Origin of the sequence: Pseudomonas fragi (assembly GCF_025426255.1) — a bacterium.
GTDB classification, from domain to species: domain Bacteria; phylum Pseudomonadota; class Gammaproteobacteria; order Pseudomonadales; family Pseudomonadaceae; genus Aquipseudomonas; species Aquipseudomonas kulmbachensis.
Genome location: NZ_CP104861.1, coordinates 66,068 through 89,642, shown reverse-complemented (window position 1 = coordinate 89,642; position 23,575 = coordinate 66,068). Strand labels below are relative to the sequence as shown.

General features: G+C 58.2%; 26 protein-coding genes. 8 read left to right on the top strand and 18 right to left on the bottom strand.

Annotated elements, in window-relative coordinates; all coding sequences use genetic code 11:
• Nucleotides 1-5: 5 nt before the first annotated feature.
• The 7 genes from N7D90_RS00435 to N7D90_RS00405 form a co-directional block, all read right to left on the bottom strand.
• The gene (locus tag N7D90_RS00435) at nt 6-632 is read right to left on the bottom strand and encodes an ABC-type transport auxiliary lipoprotein family protein (RefSeq protein ID WP_261740405.1); all 627 of its coding nucleotides are present in this window, start codon (nt 630-632) and stop codon (nt 6-8) included.
• Nucleotides 629-1,567, bottom strand: a complete 939-nt coding sequence (locus N7D90_RS00430; protein WP_261740404.1) for an MlaD family protein — start codon at nt 1,565-1,567, stop codon at nt 629-631. Before N7D90_RS00430 ends, N7D90_RS00435 begins: the two co-directional genes overlap by 4 nt.
• Nucleotide 1,568: 1 nt before the next feature.
• Complete coding sequence (locus N7D90_RS00425; protein ID WP_261742525.1) at nt 1,569-2,360, bottom strand: ABC transporter ATP-binding protein; 792 nt, start codon at nt 2,358-2,360, stop codon at nt 1,569-1,571.
• Nucleotides 2,361-2,368: 8 nt separating this feature from the next.
• A complete protein-coding gene (locus tag N7D90_RS00420; protein WP_261740403.1) occupies nt 2,369-3,499 on the bottom strand; it encodes an ABC transporter permease in 1,131 nt (376 codons plus the stop codon).
• Between the two features lie 79 nt (nt 3,500-3,578).
• Nucleotides 3,579-4,619 carry a DUF2914 domain-containing protein gene (locus N7D90_RS00415; RefSeq protein ID WP_261740402.1) on the bottom strand — a complete coding sequence of 347 codons (1,041 nt, stop codon included), beginning with the start codon at nt 4,617-4,619 and terminating at the stop codon, nt 3,579-3,581.
• A 264-nt stretch (nt 4,620-4,883) separates the two neighbouring features.
• On the bottom strand, nt 4,884-5,549 hold the full coding sequence (locus tag N7D90_RS00410) for a fumarylacetoacetate hydrolase family protein (RefSeq protein WP_261740401.1): 666 nt from the start codon (nt 5,547-5,549) through the stop codon (nt 4,884-4,886).
• A 177-nt stretch (nt 5,550-5,726) separates the two neighbouring features.
• The gene (locus N7D90_RS00405) at nt 5,727-7,121 is read right to left on the bottom strand and encodes an FAD-binding oxidoreductase (RefSeq protein ID WP_261740400.1); all 1,395 of its coding nucleotides are present in this window, start codon (nt 7,119-7,121) and stop codon (nt 5,727-5,729) included.
• 206 nt (nt 7,122-7,327) lie between these two features.
• Between N7D90_RS00405 and serA the strand changes: the two genes are divergently transcribed.
• Nucleotides 7,328-8,557 carry a phosphoglycerate dehydrogenase gene (gene serA / locus N7D90_RS00400; RefSeq protein ID WP_048361436.1) on the top strand — a complete coding sequence of 410 codons (1,230 nt, stop codon included), beginning with the start codon at nt 7,328-7,330 and terminating at the stop codon, nt 8,555-8,557.
• Between the two features lie 58 nt (nt 8,558-8,615).
• Here serA and N7D90_RS00395 read toward each other — a convergent pair whose 3' ends face one another.
• Nucleotides 8,616-9,053, bottom strand: coding sequence for a DUF4399 domain-containing protein (locus N7D90_RS00395; RefSeq protein ID WP_261740398.1), 438 nt, complete (start codon nt 9,051-9,053; stop codon nt 8,616-8,618).
• A 140-nt stretch (nt 9,054-9,193) separates the two neighbouring features.
• Between N7D90_RS00395 and N7D90_RS00390 the strand changes: the two genes are divergently transcribed.
• Nucleotides 9,194-9,835: a transporter substrate-binding domain-containing protein gene (locus tag N7D90_RS00390; RefSeq protein WP_261740397.1), complete on the top strand. Its 642-nt coding sequence runs from the start codon at nt 9,194-9,196 to the stop codon at nt 9,833-9,835.
• Between the two features lie 120 nt (nt 9,836-9,955).
• Here N7D90_RS00390 and N7D90_RS00385 read toward each other — a convergent pair whose 3' ends face one another.
• From N7D90_RS00385 to N7D90_RS00375, 3 genes are read right to left on the bottom strand one after another with little or no spacing between them, the layout of a single operon-like run.
• Nucleotides 9,956-11,215 carry a c-type cytochrome gene (locus N7D90_RS00385; protein ID WP_405046608.1) on the bottom strand — a complete coding sequence of 420 codons (1,260 nt, stop codon included), beginning with the start codon at nt 11,213-11,215 and terminating at the stop codon, nt 9,956-9,958.
• A 6-nt stretch (nt 11,216-11,221) separates the two neighbouring features.
• A complete protein-coding gene (locus N7D90_RS00380; RefSeq protein ID WP_261740395.1) occupies nt 11,222-13,006 on the bottom strand; it encodes a GMC family oxidoreductase in 1,785 nt (594 codons plus the stop codon).
• Nucleotides 13,007-13,008: 2 nt separating this feature from the next.
• Nucleotides 13,009-13,746 (bottom strand): gluconate 2-dehydrogenase subunit 3 family protein, encoded by a 738-nt coding sequence (locus N7D90_RS00375; RefSeq protein ID WP_261740394.1) that lies wholly within the window; start codon nt 13,744-13,746, stop codon nt 13,009-13,011.
• 287 nt (nt 13,747-14,033) lie between these two features.
• Between N7D90_RS00375 and N7D90_RS00370 the strand changes: the two genes are divergently transcribed.
• The gene (locus N7D90_RS00370) at nt 14,034-14,669 is read left to right on the top strand and encodes a dual specificity protein phosphatase family protein (protein ID WP_261740393.1); all 636 of its coding nucleotides are present in this window, start codon (nt 14,034-14,036) and stop codon (nt 14,667-14,669) included.
• On the opposite strand, the gene N7D90_RS00365 is transcribed toward N7D90_RS00370, so the two are convergent.
• Nucleotides 14,558-15,718, bottom strand: a complete 1,161-nt coding sequence (locus N7D90_RS00365; RefSeq protein ID WP_261740392.1) for an aminopeptidase — start codon at nt 15,716-15,718, stop codon at nt 14,558-14,560. The genes N7D90_RS00370 and N7D90_RS00365 overlap by 112 nt on opposite strands.
• A gap of 105 nt (nt 15,719-15,823) precedes the next feature.
• Between N7D90_RS00365 and N7D90_RS00360 the strand changes: the two genes are divergently transcribed.
• Nucleotides 15,824-16,240, top strand: a complete 417-nt coding sequence (locus N7D90_RS00360; protein WP_261742524.1) for a hypothetical protein — start codon at nt 15,824-15,826, stop codon at nt 16,238-16,240.
• On the opposite strand, the gene N7D90_RS00355 is transcribed toward N7D90_RS00360, so the two are convergent.
• Together N7D90_RS00355 and N7D90_RS00350 are read right to left on the bottom strand one after the other, a co-directional pair.
• Nucleotides 16,232-16,477, bottom strand: a complete 246-nt coding sequence (locus tag N7D90_RS00355) for a DUF1161 domain-containing protein (RefSeq protein WP_261740391.1) — start codon at nt 16,475-16,477, stop codon at nt 16,232-16,234. The genes N7D90_RS00360 and N7D90_RS00355 overlap by 9 nt on opposite strands.
• Before the next feature lie 158 nt (nt 16,478-16,635).
• A complete protein-coding gene (locus tag N7D90_RS00350; RefSeq protein ID WP_094999634.1) occupies nt 16,636-17,067 on the bottom strand; it encodes an OsmC family protein in 432 nt (143 codons plus the stop codon).
• Between the two features lie 215 nt (nt 17,068-17,282).
• On the opposite strand from N7D90_RS00350, the gene N7D90_RS00345 reads away from it, so the two are divergent.
• A complete protein-coding gene (locus N7D90_RS00345; RefSeq protein ID WP_261740390.1) occupies nt 17,283-18,287 on the top strand; it encodes an LLM class flavin-dependent oxidoreductase in 1,005 nt (334 codons plus the stop codon).
• 105 nt (nt 18,288-18,392) lie between these two features.
• On the opposite strand, the gene N7D90_RS00340 is transcribed toward N7D90_RS00345, so the two are convergent.
• Together N7D90_RS00340 and N7D90_RS00335 are read right to left on the bottom strand one after the other, a co-directional pair.
• On the bottom strand, nt 18,393-18,617 hold the full coding sequence (locus N7D90_RS00340) for a DUF1161 domain-containing protein (RefSeq protein ID WP_261740389.1): 225 nt from the start codon (nt 18,615-18,617) through the stop codon (nt 18,393-18,395).
• Between the two features lie 119 nt (nt 18,618-18,736).
• Nucleotides 18,737-18,952 (bottom strand): dodecin, encoded by a 216-nt coding sequence (locus tag N7D90_RS00335; protein WP_261740388.1) that lies wholly within the window; start codon nt 18,950-18,952, stop codon nt 18,737-18,739.
• A 154-nt stretch (nt 18,953-19,106) separates the two neighbouring features.
• On the opposite strand from N7D90_RS00335, the gene N7D90_RS00330 reads away from it, so the two are divergent.
• The gene (locus N7D90_RS00330; RefSeq protein WP_261740387.1) at nt 19,107-19,433 is read left to right on the top strand and encodes a YqjD family protein; all 327 of its coding nucleotides are present in this window, start codon (nt 19,107-19,109) and stop codon (nt 19,431-19,433) included.
• On the opposite strand, the gene N7D90_RS00325 is transcribed toward N7D90_RS00330, so the two are convergent.
• Nucleotides 19,430-20,326 (bottom strand): LysR family transcriptional regulator, encoded by an 897-nt coding sequence (locus N7D90_RS00325; protein WP_261740386.1) that lies wholly within the window; start codon nt 20,324-20,326, stop codon nt 19,430-19,432. The two genes, N7D90_RS00330 and N7D90_RS00325, sit on opposite strands and share 4 nt — an antisense overlap.
• Nucleotides 20,327-20,439: 113 nt before the next feature.
• Here N7D90_RS00325 and trpB point away from each other — a divergent pair, with 113 nt between their 5' ends.
• Nucleotides 20,440-21,675: a tryptophan synthase subunit beta gene (gene trpB / locus N7D90_RS00320; protein ID WP_261740385.1), complete on the top strand. Its 1,236-nt coding sequence runs from the start codon at nt 20,440-20,442 to the stop codon at nt 21,673-21,675.
• Nucleotides 21,675-22,481, top strand: coding sequence for a tryptophan synthase subunit alpha (trpA, locus tag N7D90_RS00315; RefSeq protein WP_261740384.1), 807 nt, complete (start codon nt 21,675-21,677; stop codon nt 22,479-22,481). Before trpB ends, trpA begins: the two co-directional genes overlap by 1 nt.
• A gap of 139 nt (nt 22,482-22,620) precedes the next feature.
• On the opposite strand, the gene epsC is transcribed toward trpA, so the two are convergent.
• Entirely contained in the window at nt 22,621-23,547 is a 927-nt protein-coding gene (gene epsC, locus N7D90_RS00310) for a serine O-acetyltransferase EpsC (protein WP_261740383.1), read from the bottom strand.
• Between the last annotated feature and the right edge of the window lie 28 nt (nt 23,548-23,575).

Here is a 23,575-nt window from a genome sequence, read left to right as displayed (position 1 = left end):
GGCTTTTAACGCTCCGCCTGCCCCTGTTGCATCACCCACTGCACCACTTGCGGCATGAGGGTGTCGCTGGCTTGGCCAAAGCCGGCAACCACGCTCGGCACCATTGGATTGCTCAGTGGCTGGCGCGCTTCAAAACGCTTGGAGGCGATCACCCGCTGGTCGCTGCTACGCACCAAGCGAGCGTTGTACTGGATCAGCACTTGCGGGCTTTTGCCATTGTAGTGTGTCTGGAACGCCAACAATTCCCCACCCAGCTCGTAATCCGACTGCAAGTTGCTGTCGTCGGTACTCAAGCCCTGGATCCGGCCATCCTGCAGGAAGGCATCGAGCAGACGGTTGCGCAGCAGCACCGGCGCGGTATCACTCCAGCGCGCACCCTTGTAGTTGCTGATCAGGTTGCCCTCGGGCACCACTGCAATGTTCTGGTTGTTCAGCGCACCGCTGGCCATCGGCTTGTCGAGGCGCAACGACCACGTCACCGGGGCGCTGTGGCTGGCAGCAACAGGCACTTGCGCAGCCGGCAACCGATACATATCGACCTGCTCCGGCTTGGGCAAGATTGAACAGGCGCTGAGCAGGCTCAGGCTGGCCGCAAGGACGATAGAACCTGCCAGGCGATAAGTACGCTTCATGGGGTAAATTCCTTGTTCTGTTCGCGGCCCAGCAAGTAACCGCTTGGGTTGGCTTCCAGGCGTCGCGAGATCGAGCGCAATGTGCCTAGGGTTTCGCGCAGTTCATTGACCGCCGGGCCAAGTTGATTCAGACCTTGCAGGCCGCTGTTAAGCGATTGCTCATTGTTGTCGATCAGCTTGTTGATGGTTGCGCTACTTTGTTCCAGAGACTTCATGGCGCTCTCTGCGCTGCTGAACATCTGTTTGCCATCGGTGCTCAGCAGACCATTGGCGTTGCGCATCAGTGCAGTGGTTTGCTCAAGCGTGGCGCTGGCCTGTTTGCCGACCTGGGCCAGCTGTTTCAACGTCTGGCTGATATCGCCACGCTGGCCGGCTATGGCCGTGGTGGTTTGCTCAAGATTATCCAGCGTCTTGCTGACGCGGCTGATGTTCTCTTCAGAGAACAGGCCATTGGCGTTATGCAGCAGCATGTTGACGTTGGCCAACAAGTCGTTGCCATCGGTCAACAGCCGGGCAATCGGCGAAGGGGAAGCCACGATTTCCGGCAGTTTGCCGTCCTTACCCTTGAGGGCAGGGCTGCTCGGATCGCCACCACTGAGCTGGATAATCGAGGTGCCGGTGACGCCGGTCAGCGCCAGCTTGGCCTTGGTGTCGACCTTGACCGGCGTGCCAGCCGCCAGGCGAATACGCGCCAATACGCGCCGCGGGTCTTTTTCGTCCAGGCGCAGTTCGATAACGTCACCTACCTTGATTCCGTTGTATTGCACCGAGCTGCCTTTGGACAGACCGCTGACGGCTTCATTGAACACCACTTCGTAATCCTTGAACGTGCTGTCCATGCTCGCCTTCGCCAGCCACAGGCCAAACAGCATGCCTCCAACGACAACCAGGACGCTGAACAGGCCGATCAATACATGATGGGCACGGGTTTCCATGTCATTGCTCCTTAAGCTGGGTTGCCGCTTCGTATGCGGCGCGGCCACGGGGGCCATGGAAATATTCATGAATCCACGGGTCGTCGAAGTCTTCAACTTCACGGATGGGCGCAGCCACCAACACCCGTTTTTGCGACAGCACTGCCACCCGGTCAGTGATGGTGTACAGCGTGTCGAGGTCGTGGGTGACGAGAAACACACTTAAACCCAGCGCATCGCGCAGGGTCAGAATCAGTTGGTCAAACGCTGCCGCACCAATCGGATCGAGCCCGGCGGTGGGTTCGTCAAGAAACAGGATGTCCGGATCCAGCGCCAGCGCCCGTGCCAATGCCGCGCGCTTGACCATCCCGCCCGACAGTGAAGACGGGTATTTGTCGGCGGCCGACAAGGGCAACCCGGCCAGCGCCAGCTTGACGCACGCCAGATGCTCGGCGTCAGGGCGGCTCAGCCCCGCGTGCTCGATCAGGGGCAGGGCGATGTTTTCAGTCACCGTCAGCGAAGAAAACAGCGCACCACGCTGAAACAACACGCCAAAGCGCCGTTCAATCAACGAGCGCTCGGTTTCCTGCAGGTTCATCAGGTCTTGGCCAAACACTCGCACTTGCCCTGACGTGGGCCGACGCAGGCCGACAATACTGCGCAGCAGTACGGATTTACCGGTGCCGGAACCCCCGACCACACCGAGAATCTCCCCCTTGTACACATCCAGATCGAGGTGTTCGTGCACCGTTTGGCTACCAAAGCGGTTGCACAAATCACGCACCTCGATCACCGCCTCGCCGGGCTTGCGCATAGACACACTCACCAGCCCATCTCCATAAAGAACAACGCGGCTACGGCGTCGAGGACGATCACGATAAAGATCGATTGCACCACGCTGGACGTGGTGTGGGCGCCGACAGATTCGGCGCTGCCGCTGACCTTGAAGCCCTCAAGGCAGCCCACTGCAGCGATCAGAAAGGCGAAGAACGGCGCTTTGACCATGCCCACCAGAAAGTGCTGAACACCGATATCGGAGTGCAGCAGCGAAATAAACATGTCGGGGGAAATGCCCAGCGATACCACGCACACCACGGCGCCACCGAGGATGCCCGCCATCATGGCCAAAAAGGTCAGCAGCGGCAGAGCGATCAACAGGGCCAGTACCCGCGGCAGCACCAGCAAGTCCATCGGATCGAGGCCCAAAGTACGAATCGCATCGATCTCTTCGTTGGCCTTCATTGAGCCGATTTGTGCAGTAAAGGCACTGGCCGTGCGGCCAGCCAGCAGGATGGCGGTCAGCAACACGCCAAATTCACGCAGGAAGGAAAACGCCACCAGGTCTACGGTGAAAATTCCTGCGCCAAAGTTGGCCAGCACCGTGGCGCCAAGAAATGCCACCACAGCGCCCACCATAAAGGTCAGCAACACCACAATCGGCGCGGCGTTGAGCCCGATCTGCTCGATATGTGCTACCACTGGTGTAATGCGCCACTGTTTGGGGCGAAACAGATTGCGCACCAGGGTTTGCAGGATCAAGCCGATAAAACCCAGCAGTTGCAGCGTGTCTTGCCACAGCTTGTAGACCGAGCTGCCGATGCGGCTCAACAACAAAATGCCTATGTTCTGCTCAGCGGTTTTGACCGGCACACAGAAATCACGCATTGAGGAATAGACCGTTTGCAGCAAAGCACGGTCGGCGGCGGGAAGTTTCTGTGCGGTTTTGGTCAACTGACTGACGCGCTCTGCACCCAACAACTCCACCAACAGCGACGCACCCGCCGTATCGATACTGGAGACGTCATCCAGGTCGATGGCGGTCTGGTCGTCGTACTGACCGACCAGTTGCTCGGTCTGCTGCTTGAGGCGAGTGTAATGGGCAAGCGTCCAGTCGCCGCTGATCAGCAGTCGCGCAGGATTACTGGACGTGTCTAGTTGGGCATTGCCCGCCATGGCCGTAATAGTCTTAAGCTCCCAGCTCAGTACGTTGAAACGCAGACCTTATGTAATAGCACAATCCTGCAAAAGTGTTTCAGTTTGCCGGAGCTAGCGCAGGCACAGATTGATCTGGATTAACTCGGAAGCGCAAAACGCCGATCATCTGCCCATCTTCAGTCAGCACCCGAACTTGCCAACGACCCACTGGATCGGGCGGGAAGTTCTGTTTGTGAGTCCAGGCGCGATAGCCCTCTTTGCGCCCGCCATGGATATCCAGGGCTATACGGTCGACTTCCTGGCCGTTGAGTTGCCACACATGGTAAATCCGCTCGTTCAGACCCCGCGGAGCATTGATCGAGGTATACGCGTAGAGCCCACGAGTACGCAGCTCGCTGACGCTGATGTCCTCGATACTTTCGCCCGGCGTACGGTCTTGCAGCTGGGTGGTGACCGCGACTTCAGTCATCCACAGCGTGGCGGGGGGTACCCAGGAGCGCAGCAACCAGCCGGTGCCACCCAGCACCATGACGATCAGCGGTAGCACCAGCCAGCCGCGCCAGGTTTTCAGCGGCAAGCTCACGGCCAGGCTGGGGATTGAAAGCAACACAGCGGTGCCCAGCGCCAGCTTGTAGCTCTGGGCGGTGGTCAGGTTAAGGATAATCGGCAGCGCCGTCAGCATCGCCGCGAACAGTGCCAGGGTGTGCAACGCCAAAAACAGCCAGCGCCGGGGGGCCAGCCATTTGTAATACAGCGGGTCGGTAATGGTGATCAACGCGCACACACCGAGCAGCCCGGTAAAGACCAGCTGGCCGCTGTTCCAGGTAGTGGTGATGAAGAAAAACGGCAGGACGAAAAACAGACTTTCCTGGTGGATCATCTGGGTTGCATAGCGCAGCAAAGGAGGGGGGATTTCGCGTTTGAACACCCGGCTGAACAACTGGGTGAAACTGTTTTCCAGCATCAGCCAGACCCAGCTCACCAGCAGGATCACGGCGATCCAGCGGGCCATACCTTGCTGACGGTCCACCAGAATAAAACTGCTCACACCCGAGCAAAAACCAAACGCCGCGATCAGCCCTGGGTAGCGCTTCATCAACTCAAGGATGCGCTGTACGTAGTGGTTCCAGTCTGGCATTTAGCGATTCACATTCTGTAAGGACAATATCCTCGACAGAATAGCGTTTTAGACGGGATACGTCTGGGACGTTTGCTCAAGTCATGGTGCGAAATCCGTAGCAGCTGCCGAAGGGACGAGGCTGCGTTCGATTGCGAAGCGATCGTAAAATCAGGGCGCGTGTTTTAACTGAATAATCGCGTTTACTGATTCTGCGACGGCTTCGCCGCCGAACGCAGCCTCGCCCCTTCGGCAGCTGCTACGGGACTTGCTTGCAGTTTCTGATTAACGCACGCTGCTTTCGAAGCGGCTCACACCCGTCAACTCCAGCACCAGTTCATCACCCACATTCAGCGGGCCAACACCCACCGGGGTGCCGGTCATGATCACGTCACCGGCTTGCAGCGAGAAGCACGCGGCCATGTGTTGGATCATCGGTACAATCGGATTGAGCATCAGGGCGCTGCTGCCGTCTTGGCGCACTTCGCCATTGATGGTCAGGCGAATGCCAATATCGGCCAAGTCAGCAAACGTGCTGCTCTGTACGAAAGGGGCGAGTACGCAGGCGCCGTCGAACGATTTGGCGATTTCCCACGGCAAGCCCTTGCCCTTGAGCTCTGCCTGTTTGTCGCGCAGGGTCAGGTCCAGGCCGGGAGCAAAACCGGAGATAGCGTCCAGCACTTCTTCCACACTCGGGTTGTTCGACAGGGGCTTGCCGATCAGCACCGAGATTTCTGCCTCGTAGTGGACTGAGCCACGCTCGGTCGGAATGTTAAAACCGCCTTCCAGCGGCACGACACAACTGCCCGGCTTGATGAAAAGCAGAGGTTCAGTCGGGATCGGGTTATCCAGCTCTTTGGCGTGCTCGGCATAGTTACGGCCGATGCACACCACTTTCCCGATAGGAAAGTGAATCCGGGTACCGTCGACATACTGGTGCTGATAGCTCATGGACCGACTCCGCTGTTGGCTAGTGACTCCGTAGCAGCTGCCGAAGGCTGCGTCCGATTGCGAAGCGACGTAAAACCTCAGAACGTGATTTAACAGGTAGACCACGTTCTACGGACTTACTACGGCTACGCCGCCGAACGCAGCCTCCGGCAGCTGCTACGGGTTTTGTATTGTTAGTTAAACCGCAAAAATCTTGCCGGGGTTCATGATGCCTTTCGGGTCGAACACTGCCTTGAGCGCTTTCATGTACTCGATCTCGACCGGCGAACGGCTGTAGGTCAGGTAATCACGCTTGGTCATACCCACGCCATGCTCGGCAGAGATCGAACCGTTGTACTTCTCGACGGTTTCAAATACCCACTTGTTCACTGTCGCGCACTTGGCGAAGAACTCGTCCTTGCTCAGGTTTTCCGGCTTGAGGATGTTCAAGTGCAGGTTGCCGTCACCAATATGGCCGAACCAGACGATTTCGAAATCCGGGTAGTGTTCGCCGACAATCGCGTCAATTTCTTTCAAAAATGCCGGGACTTTCGACACAGTGACCGAAATGTCGTTTTTGTAAGGCGTCCAGTGGGAAATGGTCTCGGAGATGTACTCGCGCAGTTTCCACAGGTTTTGCAGCTGGGTTTCGCTCTGGCTCATCACGCCATCGAGCACCCAGCCCTGTTCCATGCAGTGTTCGAAAGTTTCCAGGGCCGCGGTGGCCACTTCTTCGGTGGTCGCTTCGAATTCCAGCAGCGCATAGAACGGGCAGTCGGTCTCAAACGGCGAAGGCACATCACCACGACCCATCACTTGGGCCAGCGCCTTGTCGGAGAAGAACTCAAACGCCGTCAGATCCAGCTTGCTTTGGAACGCGTGCAGCACCGGCATGATCGAGTCGAAATCGGCCGTACCTAACACCATCGCGGTCAGGTTTTTAGGTGCACGGTCCAGACGCATGGTGGCTTCCACCACAAAACCCAGGGTGCCCTCAGCGCCGATAAACAGCTGACGCATGTCGTAGCCGGTGGCGTTTTTGATCAGGTCCTTGTTCAGTTCCAGCACATCGCCCTTGCCGGTCACGACTTTCATGCCCGCCACCCAGTTGCGGGTCATGCCGTAGCGAATCACCTTGATCCCGCCGGCATTGGTGCCGATATTGCCGCCAATCTGGCTGGAACCTGCAGAGGCGAAATCCACCGGGTAGTACAGGCCGTTTTCTTCGGCCAGGTTTTGCAGGTGCTCGGTGACCACACCCGGCTGGCAGACCACGGTGCGGTCGGTCAGGTTGATGTCCAGCACTTGATTCATGTAATCGAACGACACCACCACTTCGCCATTGGCGGCCACGGCGGCGGCGGACAAACCGGTTCGCCCACCCGATGGCACCAGCGCAACGTTGTGGGCGTTGGCCCACAGCACGATGGCCTGCACTTGTTCGGTGGTTTTGGGGAACACAATAGCCAGCGGGGCCGGGGCGAAATGCTTGGTCCAATCCTTGCCGTAAGCATTAAGGGAGTCGGCGTCGGTCAGGACCTTGCCAGGCTCTACCAGGGTCTTTAGCTCATCAATCAAGGCAGGATGGGTCATCAACAGAACTCTCGAACAATTCATGGTCATCCTGAGAACGCTTCACGTCGCAGGAATGGGTGTTTAGCGGGGCTCTTATGCTAGCATACGACCCCCCCGTAGAATCGAGCCGTAGGACGATTCTCGGTGCCGGTCTTCACGCCGGCCAGGTCAGCTCTCGCTGTCCATTCCCTGCCATTTTTTCTCTGGGACACAGGTTTACGCAGATGAGCAAGACTTCTCTCGATAAGAGCAAGATCAAGTTCCTTCTTTTGGAAGGCGTCCACCAATCCGCTGTTGAAGTACTCAAATCTGCCGGGTATACCAGCATTGAGTACATCACCAGTTCCTTGCCTGAAGCCCAGCTGAAGGAAAAGATCGCTGATGCCCACTTTATCGGCATCCGTTCTCGTACCCAGCTGACCGAAGAAGTGTTCGACTGCGCCAAGAAATTGGTTGCTGTTGGTTGTTTCTGCATCGGCACCAACCAGGTCGACCTCAACGCTGCTCGCGAACGCGGTATCGCTGTTTTCAACGCTCCTTACTCCAACACCCGTTCGGTGGCCGAGTTGGTACTGGCTGAAGCGATCCTGTTGTTGCGTGGCATCCCTGAGAAAAACGCTTCCTGCCACCGTGGTGGCTGGATCAAAAGCGCTGCCAACTCCTTCGAAATCCGGGGCAAGAAGCTGGGCATCGTCGGTTACGGTTCGATCGGTACTCAGCTGTCGGTCCTGGCTGAAGGCCTGGGCATGCAAGTGTTCTTCTACGACACCGTGACCAAACTGCCATTGGGCAACGCGACTCAGGTCGGCAACCTGCACGAACTGTTGGGCATGTCCGACATCGTGACGCTGCACGTGCCTGAAACCGCCGCCACTCAGTGGATGATCGGTGAGAAAGAAATCCGCGCCATCAAAAAGGGCGGGATTCTGATCAACGCCGCTCGTGGCACCGTAGTTGAGCTGGACGCCCTGGCTGACGCGATCAAGGACAAGCACCTGATCGGCGCCGCCATCGACGTGTTCCCGGTTGAGCCGCGCTCCAACGACGACGTGTTCGAAAGCCCGCTGCGCGGCCTGGATAACGTAATCCTGACCCCGCACATCGGCGGCTCCACCGCTGAAGCGCAAGCCAACATCGGTCTGGAAGTGGCAGAAAAACTGGTCAAGTACAGCGACAACGGTACCTCGGTATCGTCGGTGAACTTCCCGGAAGTGGCCCTGCCGGCTCACCCTGGCAAGCACCGTCTGCTGCACATCCACGAAAACATCCCGGGTGTGATGAGCGAGATCAACAAGGTCTTCGCCGAAAACGGGATCAACATCTCCGGCCAGTTCCTGCAAACCAACGAAAAAGTTGGCTATGTAGTGATCGACGTCGACGCCGAGTCTTCGGACCTGGCGCAAGAGAAGTTGCAGACCATCAAAGGCACTATCCGTTGCCGCGTGCTGTTCTAAACGCGCTGCAATAAAAAGGGAGACCCTAGGGTCTCCCTTTTTTATGCGTCGAAAACGCTTATTTCACATCAACTGTGATTTTCTTGGACACAATGCTTGGCTTGAACGGCACGTGAACCTGGTTGCCCAGCACCAACTGCAAGGTGTGCTTGCCTGGTGGCAGAGTTACCTGGGTTTCAGTCTGGGCCTTGCCGAAGTGGATATGGTTGGCATCGGCCGGGATGGGTGCGTTCTCGGCAGGCAACTGGTCGACATCGATCAGCAGGTGGTGGTGGCCTGCGTGAGGGGTGGCCTCGGTAATAGGCGCCAAAGGCATGCCTTCGATACCGAACTTGACCGTGAAGGTTTGATCAACCGTTGCACCGTCTTTAGGTTCGACGATGAACACTTTGCCGCCTTTTGGAGCCGGTTCCGATTCCAGGCCAGCCGCTGAAGCCATGACCGAAGCGCCCATCAATACAGAAGCCAACGCAACACGAGACAGTAGAGCTTTCATTTTTTTCTCCGGTTTTTTTGCAAAATTCTTCGATGCAAGACAACTTTGAGTCAATCTGTTGTCCAACGCCGCAATTGACCAACATAAAGCAAAGCGAACGCCAGTTGCGAATCGCTTGCAACAATTTCAAAGGAGTGACCATGCGTTTTCTGCCAGGCCTGATGCTTTTACTGCCATTGGCGAGCCCTTTTGCTCAAGCTGAACTGATCGATGACGTGAACGACCGCGGCGAACTGCGCATTGCCCTCGAGGGCGACATGCCGCCGTTCAGCTTCAAGCAGGACGGGCGCCTGACCGGCTTCGACGTCGAACTGGGCGAACTGTTGGCACAGGAACTGGAAGTGCATCCCTCCATTCTTGTTACCGACAGCGCTGACCTGCTGCCGGGTGTTGAGAGCGGTAAATACGATGTCGCCATCAACCACATCGCTTTGACTCCCGAACTCCAGGATCGTTTCGACTTCAGCGAACCTTACAGCCACACCCAAGCACAGAAGATCGCCCGCAAGGAAACACCGCACCCGGCCAATACCCTTGCAACACTTCAGGGTCAGCTTCTAGGCGTAGCTCAAGGCAGCCAGTTTGTCGAACATCAGCCATTGGTGACCGTGGCTCAAAAGCCGCCGGTCACGGATGAGGAAGTGACGCTGGCGATACCCTTCCAGAAGGGCAACCCAGCGTTCCAGGCCAGCCTGGACAAGGCGCTGCAACGGATCAAGGCCGATGGCCGGCTAGAGGCGTTGTCGCAGAAGTGGTTGGTCGGGGATGCAACTCAGCCGTAGGAGTTTTAACCCTGTAGCCGCTGCAGCAGGCTACGATGGGCAGCGCAGCGGCCCCGACATTTTGAGGGTCCTGCGGACCTTATCGCAGCCTCGTACCTCGTCAGCGGCTGCAGCTTCGTATTACTCGCGCAACACCTTCACATCACTGGCCTTCACTTCAGCCGCCTTATTGCCCCAACTGGTACGGATGAAATTGACCACATCGGCCACTTCCTGATCCGACAAACGCCAGTCGAAAGCAGGCATGGTGAAGGTCGACGGCGCCGTATGTGTCGCTGGCAACGTCCCACCTTTAAGCACGATATGTATCAGCGACGTCGGGTCGTTTGACTGCAACACCGGGTTACCCGCCAATGCCGGGAACACGCGGGTATAGCCGTGACCATCAGTCCGATGGCAGGCCGCGCAGTTGTCGATATACACCGCCGCGCCGCGCTTGCTGTCATCACCATTCCATAGGGCATCAGCCACCGTCGAGTCGTACTGATGCGGGGCATCCGCAGGGTCAACCGCAGGTAACGACTTCAAGTAGCGAGCGATAGCGGTCAGGTCTGCCTCGGACATGTACTGCATGCTGTGTACGATCACATCACTCATGCCGCCAAACACCGCACTGCGATCGCTGCGTCCGGTCTTGAGGAACTGCACCAACTGCTCTTCGTTCCAGCTACCCAGGCCGTCCTTGTGGTCGCCACGCAGGTTCTTCGCGATCCAGCCTTCCAGCGGTGCGCTGCCTGACAGGAACGCCGGGCTGTCGCTGGCGCTCAGGGCTTTTTCCTGCATGGTCAGTGCCCGTGGTGTGTGACACGCGCCGCAGTGACCGAGACCTTCCACCAGATAGGCGCCACGGCTGAGCACCGCGTCTTGCCCGGCTTGCGGCTTGAAGTCTGCAACCGCTGGGGCAAACAGCCAGCGCCAGATTGCCAGCGGCCAGCGCATGCTCAGCGGCCACGGAATATCGGCTTCCTGATTGGCTTGCTCGACGGGTTTAACGCCCTTCATGAAATAGGCATACAACGCCTGCATGTCGTCCTGGTTGACCCGCGCATACGATGGATACGGCATGGCCGGATACAAGGTGCTGCCGTTTTGCGCTACGCCGTGGCGTACGGCTTTGTCGAAATCTTCAAAGCTGTAGCTGCCAATGCCGCTTTTACCCGGCGTGATATTGGTCGAATAGATCGTACCGATCGGGGTTTCCATCGCCAGGCCACCGGCAAACGGCTTGCCGTCCTTGGCCGTGTGGCAGGCCACACAGTCACCGGCGCGAGCCAGGTATTCACCTTGCTTGACCAGTGCCTGTGGGTCGCTGTCAGCGGCCACCGCCGAGAAACTGCTGAACAGGGCCAGGGTCGCAATAACAAATGCTTTCATGGTCATCGCTCCTTATGCCTGAACCAGTGGGCCGGGGTTTTTCAGGTACTGCTCGCGGATCGCCCGGGCCGACCAATAGGTCAACGCAGCAACCAGGCCGGTCGGGTTGTATCCCAAGCCTTGCGGGAAGGCCGATGCACCCGGCACAAACACGTTGTGTACGTCCCAGCTCTGCAGGTAACGATTCAGAGCGCTGGTTTTCGGGTTCGTCCCCATGATCGCGCCACCGTTGAGGTGGGTGGTCTGGTAGGAGGCCGTGTTGAAGTGATCACCCACTTGCTTGCCGATTCGTGCAATGGCCTTGGGGTTCATCGCGTCGGCGATCTTGCCCATTTTTTCCATCATGAAACGATTCATTTTGATGTCGTTTTCTTGCCAGTCGAACGTCATACGCAGCAACGGCTGACCGTAGGCATCGCGATAGACCGGGTCCAGGTCGAGGTAGTTGCAACGGTAGGATTGATGCGCACCGTGGGAGTCCATCGACACCTGATGGGTGTAGTAATCGGCGGTTGCACGCTTCCAGGCACTGCCCCAGGCCGGAGTGCCCGGCGGGTTCGAGGTGCCGGCAATCGGTCGGCTGCCCGCCTGGTTGACCCACATCGGCGAACCACCGACAAAGCCGTGAGGCCCGTGGTCGAAGTTGTCCGCGTTGAAATCATCAATCGCCACGCCATTGCCGCCCGCGCCGATAAAGTTGTTGGTGTGCACGTCTTTATCGAAGTAGGCCTTGATGGTGCCCATGTTCTGATAAGCGAAGTTGCGGCCCACCACACCTTCGTTGGTGACTGGGTCGTAAGGCTTGCCAATCCCCGACAGCAGCATCAAGCGCACGTTATGCAGCTGGAACGCGCCCAGAATCACCAGGTCGGCCGGTTGCTCGATCTCGCGGCCCAGTGCGTCGATGTAGGTCACGCCGGTGGCCTTGCTTTTGCTGCTGTCCAGATTGACCCGAATCACATGAGCGTCAGGGCGCAGCTCAAAGTTGGGCAGCGGCTTGAGCGCTGGGAGAATGTTTACGTTGGGTGATGCCTTGGAATACATGTAGCAGACATAGCCGCTGCAAAAACCGCAGAAATTACACGGCCCCATCTGCGCACCATAGGGGTTGGTGTAAGGTCCCGAGGTGTTGGCCGATGGCAGGTTGTAAGGTTTGTAACCCACCTCATTGGCCGCTTTCTGAAACAACTGTGCGGAGTAGGTGTTCTTCTGCGATACCAGCGGGAAGTTATCGGAGCGATCCGGCGCATAAGGGTTGCCGCCCTTGCCTTGACCGACCAGTTGGCCGTTGACGGTCCAGGCCTGGCCCGAGGTACCGAAGACTTTTTCGGCGTAGTCAAAGAACGGCTCCAGCTCTTCATAGCTGACGCCAAAGTCCTGGATGGTCATGCCCTCAGGGATAAAGTTTTTGCCGTAGCGTTCTTCGTAATGGCTGCGCATGCGCAGCTCTGTCGGGTCGACCCGAAAGTGCACGCCCGACCAGTGCAAACCCGCGCCGCCCACACCGTTGCCAGGCAAAAACACACCCAGTTGGCGGTTCGGCAGGGCCACATCCTTGATGCTATGGCGGATAGTGACGGTTTCTTTGGAGACGTCCTGAAACAACTTTTTACGCACGCTGTAGGTCAGTTCGTCGATCACCTGTGGATAGTTACCGTCCGGGTAGGTGTCCTGCATTGGGCCGCGTTCAAGGGCCACAACATTCAGGCCAGCTTCGGTCAGCTCTTTGGCCATGATCGCGCCGGTCCAGCCAAAACCGACGATAACTGCATCAACTTTCTTCATAACGGTCGACATGCTCAAGCCCTCTCGCCGCGGATGGAAACTGCCGGGAAGGGGTACTGCTCGTTGCGTTCAACCCAATCCATAAAATCAGCGCGCGCGCCGGGGAAGCCGATCATGGTCCAGCCGACCATGCCCTTGTTGCCACCGTGAATCGGGTCGCAAAAGAAGCCTTCCTTGGTGTTTTGCAGCAAAAAGCTGAAAAACATTTTGGCTGGAACGCTCTCGAATTTAGGGGTGCCCGCTTCCAATTGTTTGAGCACTTCGTCTCGGGTAGCGCTGTCTAGCCCAGCAAATGTTGAGTTATAGACCTTTTTGCACAGTTCCTCCGTGGCAGCGATGCCCAGACGATAGATCTGCTTTGGCACCAATTTGCTCTGCCAGCCCATTTCAGGTGGCGCGTCGGCATTGAACGGCCCTTGCATAAACCACAGCGCGCCGCTGGCATAGGGCGTGTTCATCTGGCGGTCGATATATTCCGGGACACCAGCTTCCAGAGCGCCGGGGCCTTGCTCGTCTGCCGGGATCAGACGCGCGACAGCGGCGTTTACAAACACCCACTCTTCAGCGGTGAACCAAGTCGGCTCGTAGGCTTTGCCAGGGCTCGAAGGTCGCTGTGCAGGCTCAGGTGCTGCGGCCGCAGGCGTGGCCATCAGCACGGAACCACCAAGGCCGGTGCTGGCGACGGTGACCACTGGAATCAGGGTCAGGGTTTTGCGCAAAAACTCACGCCGGGGATTGTCTTGCTCAGACATGCGGGGCACCTCATCAGGCAGTCACGGATTACAGCCGCTCATGGGCGGCTTTTCGTTTTGGCAGCGATACGGGTCGACGTCGACCTAAGGAAAACAACACGCAGGCAAAATTTGGTTACAAATACTAACAGGCCAAGCGCCTGGATGAATCGTTTCATGCGTGATTTTGCCGCAGCTGCCATCAGCGCTATAACAGAATTTTTACAAACAGCTCACAGGGTTTTGATCCGGTTTGACTCAATCTGCCGCCACCTCCTGATAATCCCTGTAGAAGTGGTCGAACTGACATGCCGAAAACCCGGTTTTTCCCTGCTCTGTGCCTGACATTACTGGCAGCCTTTGCGTTGCCTCAGGCTCAGGCCGACGAAACAACCCAGGCGCGGCCAGCGCAGTGGGCACAACCCGTTGCTGCGCAATACAACCTGTATCAAATGTCACCGACCCTGTACCGCAGCGCCTTGCCCGACAGCGCTGCACAGCCGTTGCTGGAAAAACTGCAGATCGCCACCGTGATCAACTTCTTGCCCGAGGCCGATGACGCCTGGCTCAAGACCCCCGGTGTCACCCAAGTCCAGCTGCCTTACCGGACCAATCATGTGGATGACGCCGATGTGCTGGCCGCATTGCGCGCCATTCAAACCGCACAAGCCCAGGGCCCGGTGTTGATGCACTGCAAACACGGCGTGGACCGCACTGGCTTGATGGCAGCGATGTACCGCGTGGTGGTGCAGGACTGGAGCAAGGAAGACGCACTCAAGGAAATGACTCAGGGCGGCTTTGGCCAGACCTCACACTTCAAGGATGGCGTCAGCTACATGACGAAAGCCGATATTCCCAAATTGCGTGAAGCCTTGAGCAGCGGCGCCTGCAGTACCAGCGCGTTTGCCTCCTGCGCGGTAAAGGGCTGGTTCAAGTCCAGCTGACTGTTGGCTCGCGCCCACTGCTCCAAAGCAGCCTTGCGCTGTTGTCGGGGCAGTTTGCCGAGTTGTTCAACCTCGCGATAAAACCTTGGCCAATCGCGATCAAGGTGTTCAAACAGCGCAGCGAAAGCCGGCACCCATTGGTCGTACAGGCCAAACGGCAGCAGCTTTGCGTTATTCATCGGCGCATTGACCCACGCATCAAACCGATTATTCCCAGCCCATTCCTTATGGCGTAACTGACGGTACTCGCGGCGCATTCGCTCAAACTCTGCAGCTTTGCGCTGACGCATTTCAGCGTCAGGCACAGGCTGCGCGTAGAGGTCTTGCAGGCGCTGACGGGTGTTGAGTACTAACCCGACAAACTGCTCGCGCTGCTTCAAGCTATCGCGGCTTGAGGGCGGCAGCCCTTGGTGGGCGCGCCATTGGCGGGTACCTTCCTGATCAACGAAGCTGGCAAAAGACTCATTGAACTCACTGTCATCCTTCACATAGACGCGCTGGTGCGCCAGTTCGTGAAAAATCAGGGTGGCCAGGCGCTCATCGCCCCAGGTGAGCATGCTGTTGAGGATAGGGTCATCAAACCAGCCCAACGTCGAGTAAGCCTCGACCCCACTGATAAGCACGTCATTGCCCTGCTGATGTTGCAGGGCCGCTTCGCCGCGCGCCGCACCCTGGCTGTAAAAACCTCGGTAGGCCACGCACCCGGCAATCGGAAAGCAATGGGTCACGGGGTTGAGGGAAAACTCTGGGGTGGCAAATACATTCCACACCACATAGGGCCGTTTGAGGTCGGCATACAGGCGATAGCTCTGATTGTCCGGCAGGTACAAATGCTGGCTGGCAAAGGTGCGGGCAGCCTGGGCATTAGCCAGATGCTGGCGCAGGACAGGCGGCTGCTGCGGGTCGGCAATCACCTTGGCCACCGGCTGGCGGGCTTTTAATAATTGCCATTGGCCATCGGCCAATTGAGCGTAGTACGCAGCACTGGAACAGCCATTGAGCAGCGGTATCAGGGCAATGGCGAGCAGGCAGCGAATACGCAACGTCATAAAGCGATCTCGATAGGCGAGTGGCGCAAGATTAACCGAAGGCGACACGCGATAGGCCAATGGATCAGCGCTATGCTTGTGCTTCACACCCTTGTGGAAATCACCATGCGCACGTTTTTGCTATTGCTGACAGCCTGCCTGCTGAGCGCTTGCGTCAGCACGCCATTGCCCGCGCCGGACCCGAAGATGGCCTGGGTCGACCTTGAAACACAAACCGGCAAGCTGGTGATGGCAGAGCGCCTGGACAATCAGCGCATGAGCGACGGACGCTACTTTCAAGTCACCCCAGGCAGCCATGAATTGATGGTGCGTTTCGATTTCGAGGTATTTGTCGGCGGCATGGGCATGTTCAGCGATCCGCAGGAACGGCTGTGCTATGTCACCGTCAATTACGATAACTTCGAGCCCGGCCAGCATTACCGGTTGCAAACACGCTCGCTGGGTTTCAACGCCTACGCCCGACTGTACAACGCAGCGGGCAAGGTGGTGGCCGAGGAGCGGCTGGTTAACTGCTTACCGTGAGGCCTGACGATCGTTGTTCTGATAAATGATTTTTTTGCTGCCGTATTCGCACGACCCAACCACCATATTCTCGTCATGGACGTCTTCGGTAGTCACGATTTCCAGCGTGTAGGACGACACATTGTTGGCCTGGATCTTGGCTTCGATTTCAGCCTTCAGTTCTTCACACGGCTTGGGGGCAGCCAAGGCCGAAGTAGCCATGGCGCAGCAAACAACAGCTAGAGCAAAACGTTTCATGGTGAGACTCCCTTGAGGCAGGACGCAAAGTCATGATCTGACGCGAGTGGCGATCATTCGATCACATTTAGCGCAGCACAGGACTGATCTGTCGCAGCCGGGTACCAACTGCCCGGGCCAACGCCGCCCCGCTTATGGCTGCGGGGCGGCGTGTACCGTCAGCTCACCAGCGTGGCGTCGAGAGTGATTTTCGCATTCAGCACCTTGGACACCGGACAGCCTTCCTTCGCCTTGGTGGTCAGTTCGTCAAATTGCGCCTGGGTTGCGCCGGGCACTTTGGCCTTGAGCACCAGATGCACGGCAGTGATCGCAAAGCCGCCGTCCACCTGATCCAGCGTAACCTCGGCAGTGGTGTCGATACTGTCGGCCTTGAGGCCAGCATCACCGAGGATCATCGACAGCGCCATCGAAAAGCAGCCTGCATGGGCTGCGCCAATCAGCTCTTCGGGGTTGGTGCCCTTGCCGCCTTCAAACCGGGCCTTGAAGCCATATGGCGCTTCGCGCAGCACGCCGGTTTCCGTGGAGATGGAGCCGATGCCGGTTTTAAGGTCGCCTGCCCAATGAGCCGATGCTTTCTTTTTGATACTCATGCGTGCCTCCTGAAGTACGGCGCGAAGGTTTCACGCCTTGAATGAACTAGTGAGGGTAGTTCGTCTCACAAAGTTCATCTTGTCGGACCAGTCGTCATTTTTATCGGATCAATTCCCTGCCCACCATTGAAACTCGGGTATATGCCCATATTGCTGTAAGCACTGGCAGATCAAGCGAGCACCTTGACCTGCATCCCACCTGGAGTAGCCAGCTGATGAAACGATTGTCTGACATCAAATTCTCGACCCTCGACCTGGTGCCTGTGCGCGAAAATGGCAGCGCCGCCCAGTCGTTGCGCAATTCGCTGGACTTGGCACAGCACGTAGAAAAGTTGGGTTACAACCGTTTCTGGGTCGCCGAACACCACAATATGGACGGCATCGCCAGCTCGGCGACCTCGGTATTGATCGGTTATCTGGCCGGGGGCACTTCGACCATTCGCGTGGGCTCGGGTGGCGTGATGCTGCCCAACCATGCGCCGCTGGTGATCGCCGAGCAGTTCGGCACTCTGGAAAGTCTGTACCCGGGGCGGATCGATCTGGGCCTTGGTCGTGCGCCGGGTTCGGACCAGATGACCGCCCGCGCCCTGCGCCGTGAGCGTTCAGGCAGTGCCGATGACTTCCCGCAGGATGTGGCCGAGTTGATGCGCTATCTGGGCCCGCGCACCCCGGACCAACAGATAATCGCCATGCCGGGCACCGGGAGCAACGTACCGGTCTGGCTGCTGGGCTCCAGCTTGTTCAGTGCACAACTGGCCGGTGAACTTGGCTTGCCTTACGCCTTTGCCTCACATTTCGCACCGCGCTTGATGCACGAAGCGATTCGCGTGTATCGCAACCACTTCAAGCCATCGGCGACCCTCGACAAACCTTACGTGATGCTTGGCATTCCGCTGGTTGCAGCCGATACCGACGAGCAGGCCGAGTATCTGGCCACTTCTGTACAACAGCGGATTTTGGCGTTGATGCGTGGGCAAAGCCTGGTGCAGCGCCCACCTGTGGAAACGATGGATGGCCTGTGGTTGCCCCACGAGAAAGAGGCGGTGATGAGCTTCCTGGGTCTGGCTATGGTCGGCAGCCCGCAGAAAATTCGCGCCAAACTGGACGTCTTGATTGAACAAACCCAAGCGGACGAGCTGATCTTTACCTGTGATTTGTATGAACATGCAGACCGCATTCATTCGTATGAATTGCTGTCGCAGGTGATGAAAGAGGCTTAACCCTAAAGCAAACGTGGGAGCGAGCCTGCTCGCGATGGCATCGACGCAGTTCAACTGAAACACCGCGTCGTCTGGCATCGCGAGCAGGCTCGCTCCCGCAGAGAATTACCCGCGCTTGTAGACGATTTCCTTGGTACCGCCTTCGCAGGTACCCACTACTTTGCCGTCAGCCGAAGTGCCTTTTTCCACAGTGGTCAGCGAATAATGCTGGGTCCCGTGAGCCTCAATCTTCGCGGCGATTTCGCTTTTCAGTTCTTCACAAGGCTTGCCCTGTGCAAACGCCGTTCCTGCCAGACTCAGCAAACCTACAGCCAATAAAATCTTTTTCATCGGTCACATTCCCCGGTCAAAACAAAAAGGGTGCAATGCGCATGTGCCGCATTGCACCCAGACGGTGTAGCGGACTTTATGGCAAACGGCCAGCCCGCTGATCAAAAGGCTGTGTCAAATCAACTGGTAGCAATCCGAAAACCGATTTTGAGTGTCACCTGATAGTGCGCCACCTTGCCGTCCTTGATGTGCCCGCGGGTGTCGATCACTTCGAACCATTCCATGTGTTTGATGCTTTTGTTGGCTTCGGCCAGTGCATTACCGATGGCGTCTTCTATGCTGCTCGGGGACGAGCCTACCAGTTCAACTTTCTTGTAGGTGTGATGGTCAGACATAACGTTCTCCTTTGTCGTAGATCAAAGCCTAGCAGCGATTGTGCTAAATACTTTGTAGGCAATCTGAAAGGAAAAGTTCAGGCCAACTGCACTTTCTGAAATCTGCGTAGTCGGACTTAACAAGCACCTCACTCATCAATGCAGGAGAGCCCTAATGGCTAGCAACTCTTTACGTAAAGCCTCATTGCAAAGCATGGAAGCAGAGATCGAGAGCCTGCTCAAGTCTCTGGAAAGCCTCAAGCACGATGCTTCGGACGAATCCAAAAAGACGCTTAGCGCCCTCAAAAGCAATGCCGAGAATGCACTCAAGCATTCGCGCCATCTGCTCAGCGATGCCTACGAAGAAGTGAAAGACAAAACCCGCGAAACCGCGATCGCCACCCGCGAATACGCCCAGGAACACCCGTATGCCACCGCAGGCGTTGCCATAGGCGCACTGGGCCTGCTGGCGGCCTTCCTGATGTGCAAGCGCGGCAACTAATCCGCGCTACGCGCAAGCTCAGCCTTGAGCCATTGCGCCAGTTGCCGGGCGCGCCCATCTGCGGCGCGCTTGGGCAACCATAACGTCAACTGCGCCGCAGTCTCGTTGAAGCCCCACGGCGCCACCAGGCGTCCAGCCTGAAGGTCTTGCACCACCAGCGGCTCGGGGGCAATTGCCACACCCAGGCCCGCAACGGCGGCCTCAAGCAAGTAATACAAGTGTTCAAACCCCTGCCCGAACTTCAAGTCCTTTGATTCGATTGCATTCTGCTGCGCCCAGTTTGGCCAGGCCTGAGGCCGCGAAGTGGTGTGCAGCAACGGTTCGTCGAGCAAGACGCTGGCCGGGGCGTGACGCAGTTGTTCGTAGCGCGCATAGCGCGGGCTGACCACCGGGCCAATACGCTCACTGACCAACTCATACACCTGCATATCCGCGGGCCACGGCGGCTCGGCAAATACCAGCAAGGCATCCAGCCCTGGGCGTCGCGGGTCGAGATCGCCTTCACCGGCCGACAAGTGCAAGCGCAAGTCCGGCAAATCGGCATTCAGTCGACCCAAGCGCGGAATAAACCAGCGCGCCAGCAAACTGCCTGAACAGCCCAACACAAACGGGGCATCAACCTGGCTTTGCGTGAGTTCAGCGCACACATTTCGTAGACGTTCGAAAGCTTCGCTGCTGGCATCACGCAGGCGGGTTCCGGCGTCGGTAAGCTTTAGTCCACGCCCTTCCTTGACGAACAGGCTCACCCCCAAGTGCTCTTCGAGTACTTTTAGTTGGCGACTGACGGCGCCGTGGGTGACATTCAATTGCTCGGCCGCCTGGCTGACGCTAGTCAGGCGGGCGGTGGCTTCGAATGCCCGCAAGGCATTCAGGGGAGGGAGGTCGCGACTCATGATATCTGTGAGTTTTCCTGACAGGTTACGGCGATCTTATCGGTTTTCATCCTGGGCTGTCGCGGGTAAAGTCAGGTCCATCGACCTTCGTAACTTTTTATCTGGAGCGTCACATGACTCAATCCACCTTGCGTACCGGCCCTGATGCCAATGGCCTGTTTGGCTCATTCGGCGGCCGTTACGTGGCTGAAACCCTGATGCCGCTGATCCTTGATCTGGATCGCGAGTACGAGCTGGCAAAAACAGACCCTGAGTTCATCAAGCAACTGGCCTACTTCCAGCGCGACTACGTGGGCCGCCCAAGCCCGCTGTACTTCGCCGAGCGGCTCACCGAGTTCTGTGGCGGCGCCAAGATCTACCTCAAGCGCGAAGAGCTGAACCACACCGGCGCGCACAAGATCAACAACTGCATCGGCCAGATTCTGCTGGCGCGACGCATGGGCAAAAAACGCATTATTGCCGAGACCGGCGCCGGCATGCACGGCGTGGCCACCGCCACCGTGGCAGCGCGCTTTGGTCTGCAGTGCGTGATCTACATGGGCACCACCGACATCGAGCGCCAGCAGGCCAACGTGTTCCGCATGAAGCTGCTGGGCGCTGAAGTGATCCCGGTTATCGCGGGCACCGGCACTCTCAAAGACGCAATGAACGAAGCCCTGCGTGACTGGGTGACCAACGTTGAAGACACCTTCTACCTGATCGGTACTGTGGCGGGTCCACACCCGTACCCAGCCATGGTGCGCGACTTCCAGGCCGTGATCGGCAAGGAAACCCGCGACCAGATGCAAGCCCAGGAAGGACGCCTGCCAGACAGCCTGGTGGCATGCATCGGTGGCGGCTCCAACGCGATGGGCCTGTTCCACCCGTTTCTGGATGACACCAGCGTCGAAATCATCGGCGTGGAAGCGGCGGGTTACGGCATCGAAACCGGCAAACACGCGGCCAGCCTCAACGGCGGCGAGCCGGGCGTACTGCACGGCAACCGCACCTTCCTGTTGCAGGACGACGATGGCCAGATCATTGACGCCCACTCGATTTCAGCGGGTCTCGACTACCCTGGCATTGGCCCTGAACACGCCTGGTTGCACGACATCGGCCGCGTCGAGTACACCTCGGTGACCGACGACGAAGCCCTGGACGCCTTCCACAAATGCTGCCGCCTTGAAGGCATCATCCCGGCCCTGGAAAGCGCCCACGCGCTGGCCGAAGTATTCAAACGCGCACCCACCCTGCCAGCCGATCACCTGATGGTGGTCAACCTGTCCGGTCGAGGCGACAAAGACATGCAAACTGTGATGCACCACATGGAAAACTCTCAACAAGAGCAATCCCAGCAGGAGAAACACTAATGAGCCGCCTGCAAACGCGCTTCACCGAACTCAAGGAGCAAAATCGCGCAGCCCTGGTCACCTTCGTCACTGCCGGTGACCCGGATTACGCCACCTCGTTGGCGATCCTCAAGGGCTTGCCTGCAGCGGGCGCCGATGTGATCGAACTGGGCATGCCCTTTACCGACCCAATGGCCGATGGCCCGGCGATTCAGCTGGCCAACATCCGCGCCCTGGGTGCCAAGCAGAACTTGGCCAAAACCCTGCAAATGGTTCGCGAGTTCCGTGAAGACAACAGCAACACGCCGTTGGTGCTGATGGGCTACTTCAACCCGATCCACCACTATGGTGTGCCCAAGTTTATTGCCGAAGCCAAAGCGGCAGGTGTAGACGGCCTGATCGTGGTCGACATGCCGCCCGAGCACAACAGCGAGCTGTGCGATCCGGCGCAGGCAGCGGGCCTGGACTTTATCCGTCTGACCACGCCGACCACTGACGATGTGCGCTTGCCAACCGTGCTGGCGGGCAGCTCGGGCTTTGTGTACTACGTATCGGTAGCGGGCGTGACCGGTGCCGGTTCCGCGACAACCGAGCAAGTGAGCGCGGCCATTGAGCGTCTGCGTCGCCATACCGACCTGCCGATCAGCGTGGGCTTTGGCATCCGCACCCCAGAACAGGCTGCGGCGATTGCGCGGTTGGCAGATGGCGTGGTGGTGGGCTCGGCCTTGATCGACAAGATCGAGAATGCAGCGACGCCTGAGCAGGCGGTGGATGGTGTGCTGAGCTTGTGTGCAGCGCTGGCAGAAGGCGTGCGTAGCGCCCGCTAATTCAAGATCAAGAGCCCCTCACCCTTGCCCTCTCCCGGAGGGAGAGGGGACTAAAGGCACAAGCAGCTTTGCGCCACACCCAAGATCGGCTCCCTCTCCCTCGGGAGAGGGCTGGGTGAGGGACAAGGTTCACGCGATCTTACTTCTGCGTCCCATCATCGTGCAGCAAATTGGCCTGGGTCAGGTTGCTGCCCGCGGGCACGCTGCGGGTCAGCCATACGTTGCCGCCAATGGTCGAACCCTGGCCAATGGTGATGCGCCCCAAAATCGTCGCGCCAGCATAGATCACCACATCATCCTCAACGATCGGATGGCGTGGATGGCCCTTCTGCAATTGCCCTGACTCATCCGCCGGAAAGCGCTTGGCGCCCAGCGTCACAGCCTGATAGATCCGCACACGCTCGCCGATAATCGCGGTTTCTCCGATCACAACGCCCGTCCCGTGATCGATAAAGAAACTACGGCCAATCTGCGCGCCGGGGTGAATATCAATGCCGGTGGCCGAGTGCGCAATTTCTGCACTGATCCGCGCCAGCAATGGCAAACCGGCGCGGTACAGGTGATGCGCCAACCGGTGATGAATCACCGCCAGAATCCCCGGATAGCACAACAACACTTCATCCACACTGCGCGCCGCCGGGTCGCCGTGGTAAGCAGCCAGTACGTCGGTGTCCAAAATGCCGCGCAAGCCGGGCAGGGCCAAGGCAAAGTCCTGAATCAGCAAGGTCGCGGTCGCATCCACACCCTCGTCGGGTAACCCGCCCTGGCGTGCCGCGTAGCGCAGCTCCAGCCGAGCTTGGGTCAGCAACGCGTTCAGCGCCACATCCAGTGTGTGGCCGACATAGAAGTCTTCGCTCTCTTCACGCAGGTCTACCGGGCCCAGACGCATTGGAAACAATGCGCCGCACAAGGCTTCAAGAATATCGGCCATCGCGGCACGTGACGGCAGCTCACGACCGCCCTGTTCCCCGCTGACACGCCCGTTTTGTGTACGCCACTGGTTTCGCGCCGTGCGCAGTTGGCAGACGATGGCCTGCAATTGCCAAGGATTGGAACGATCACTCACGATGAATACTCCGCACGCTGGCGGCTGG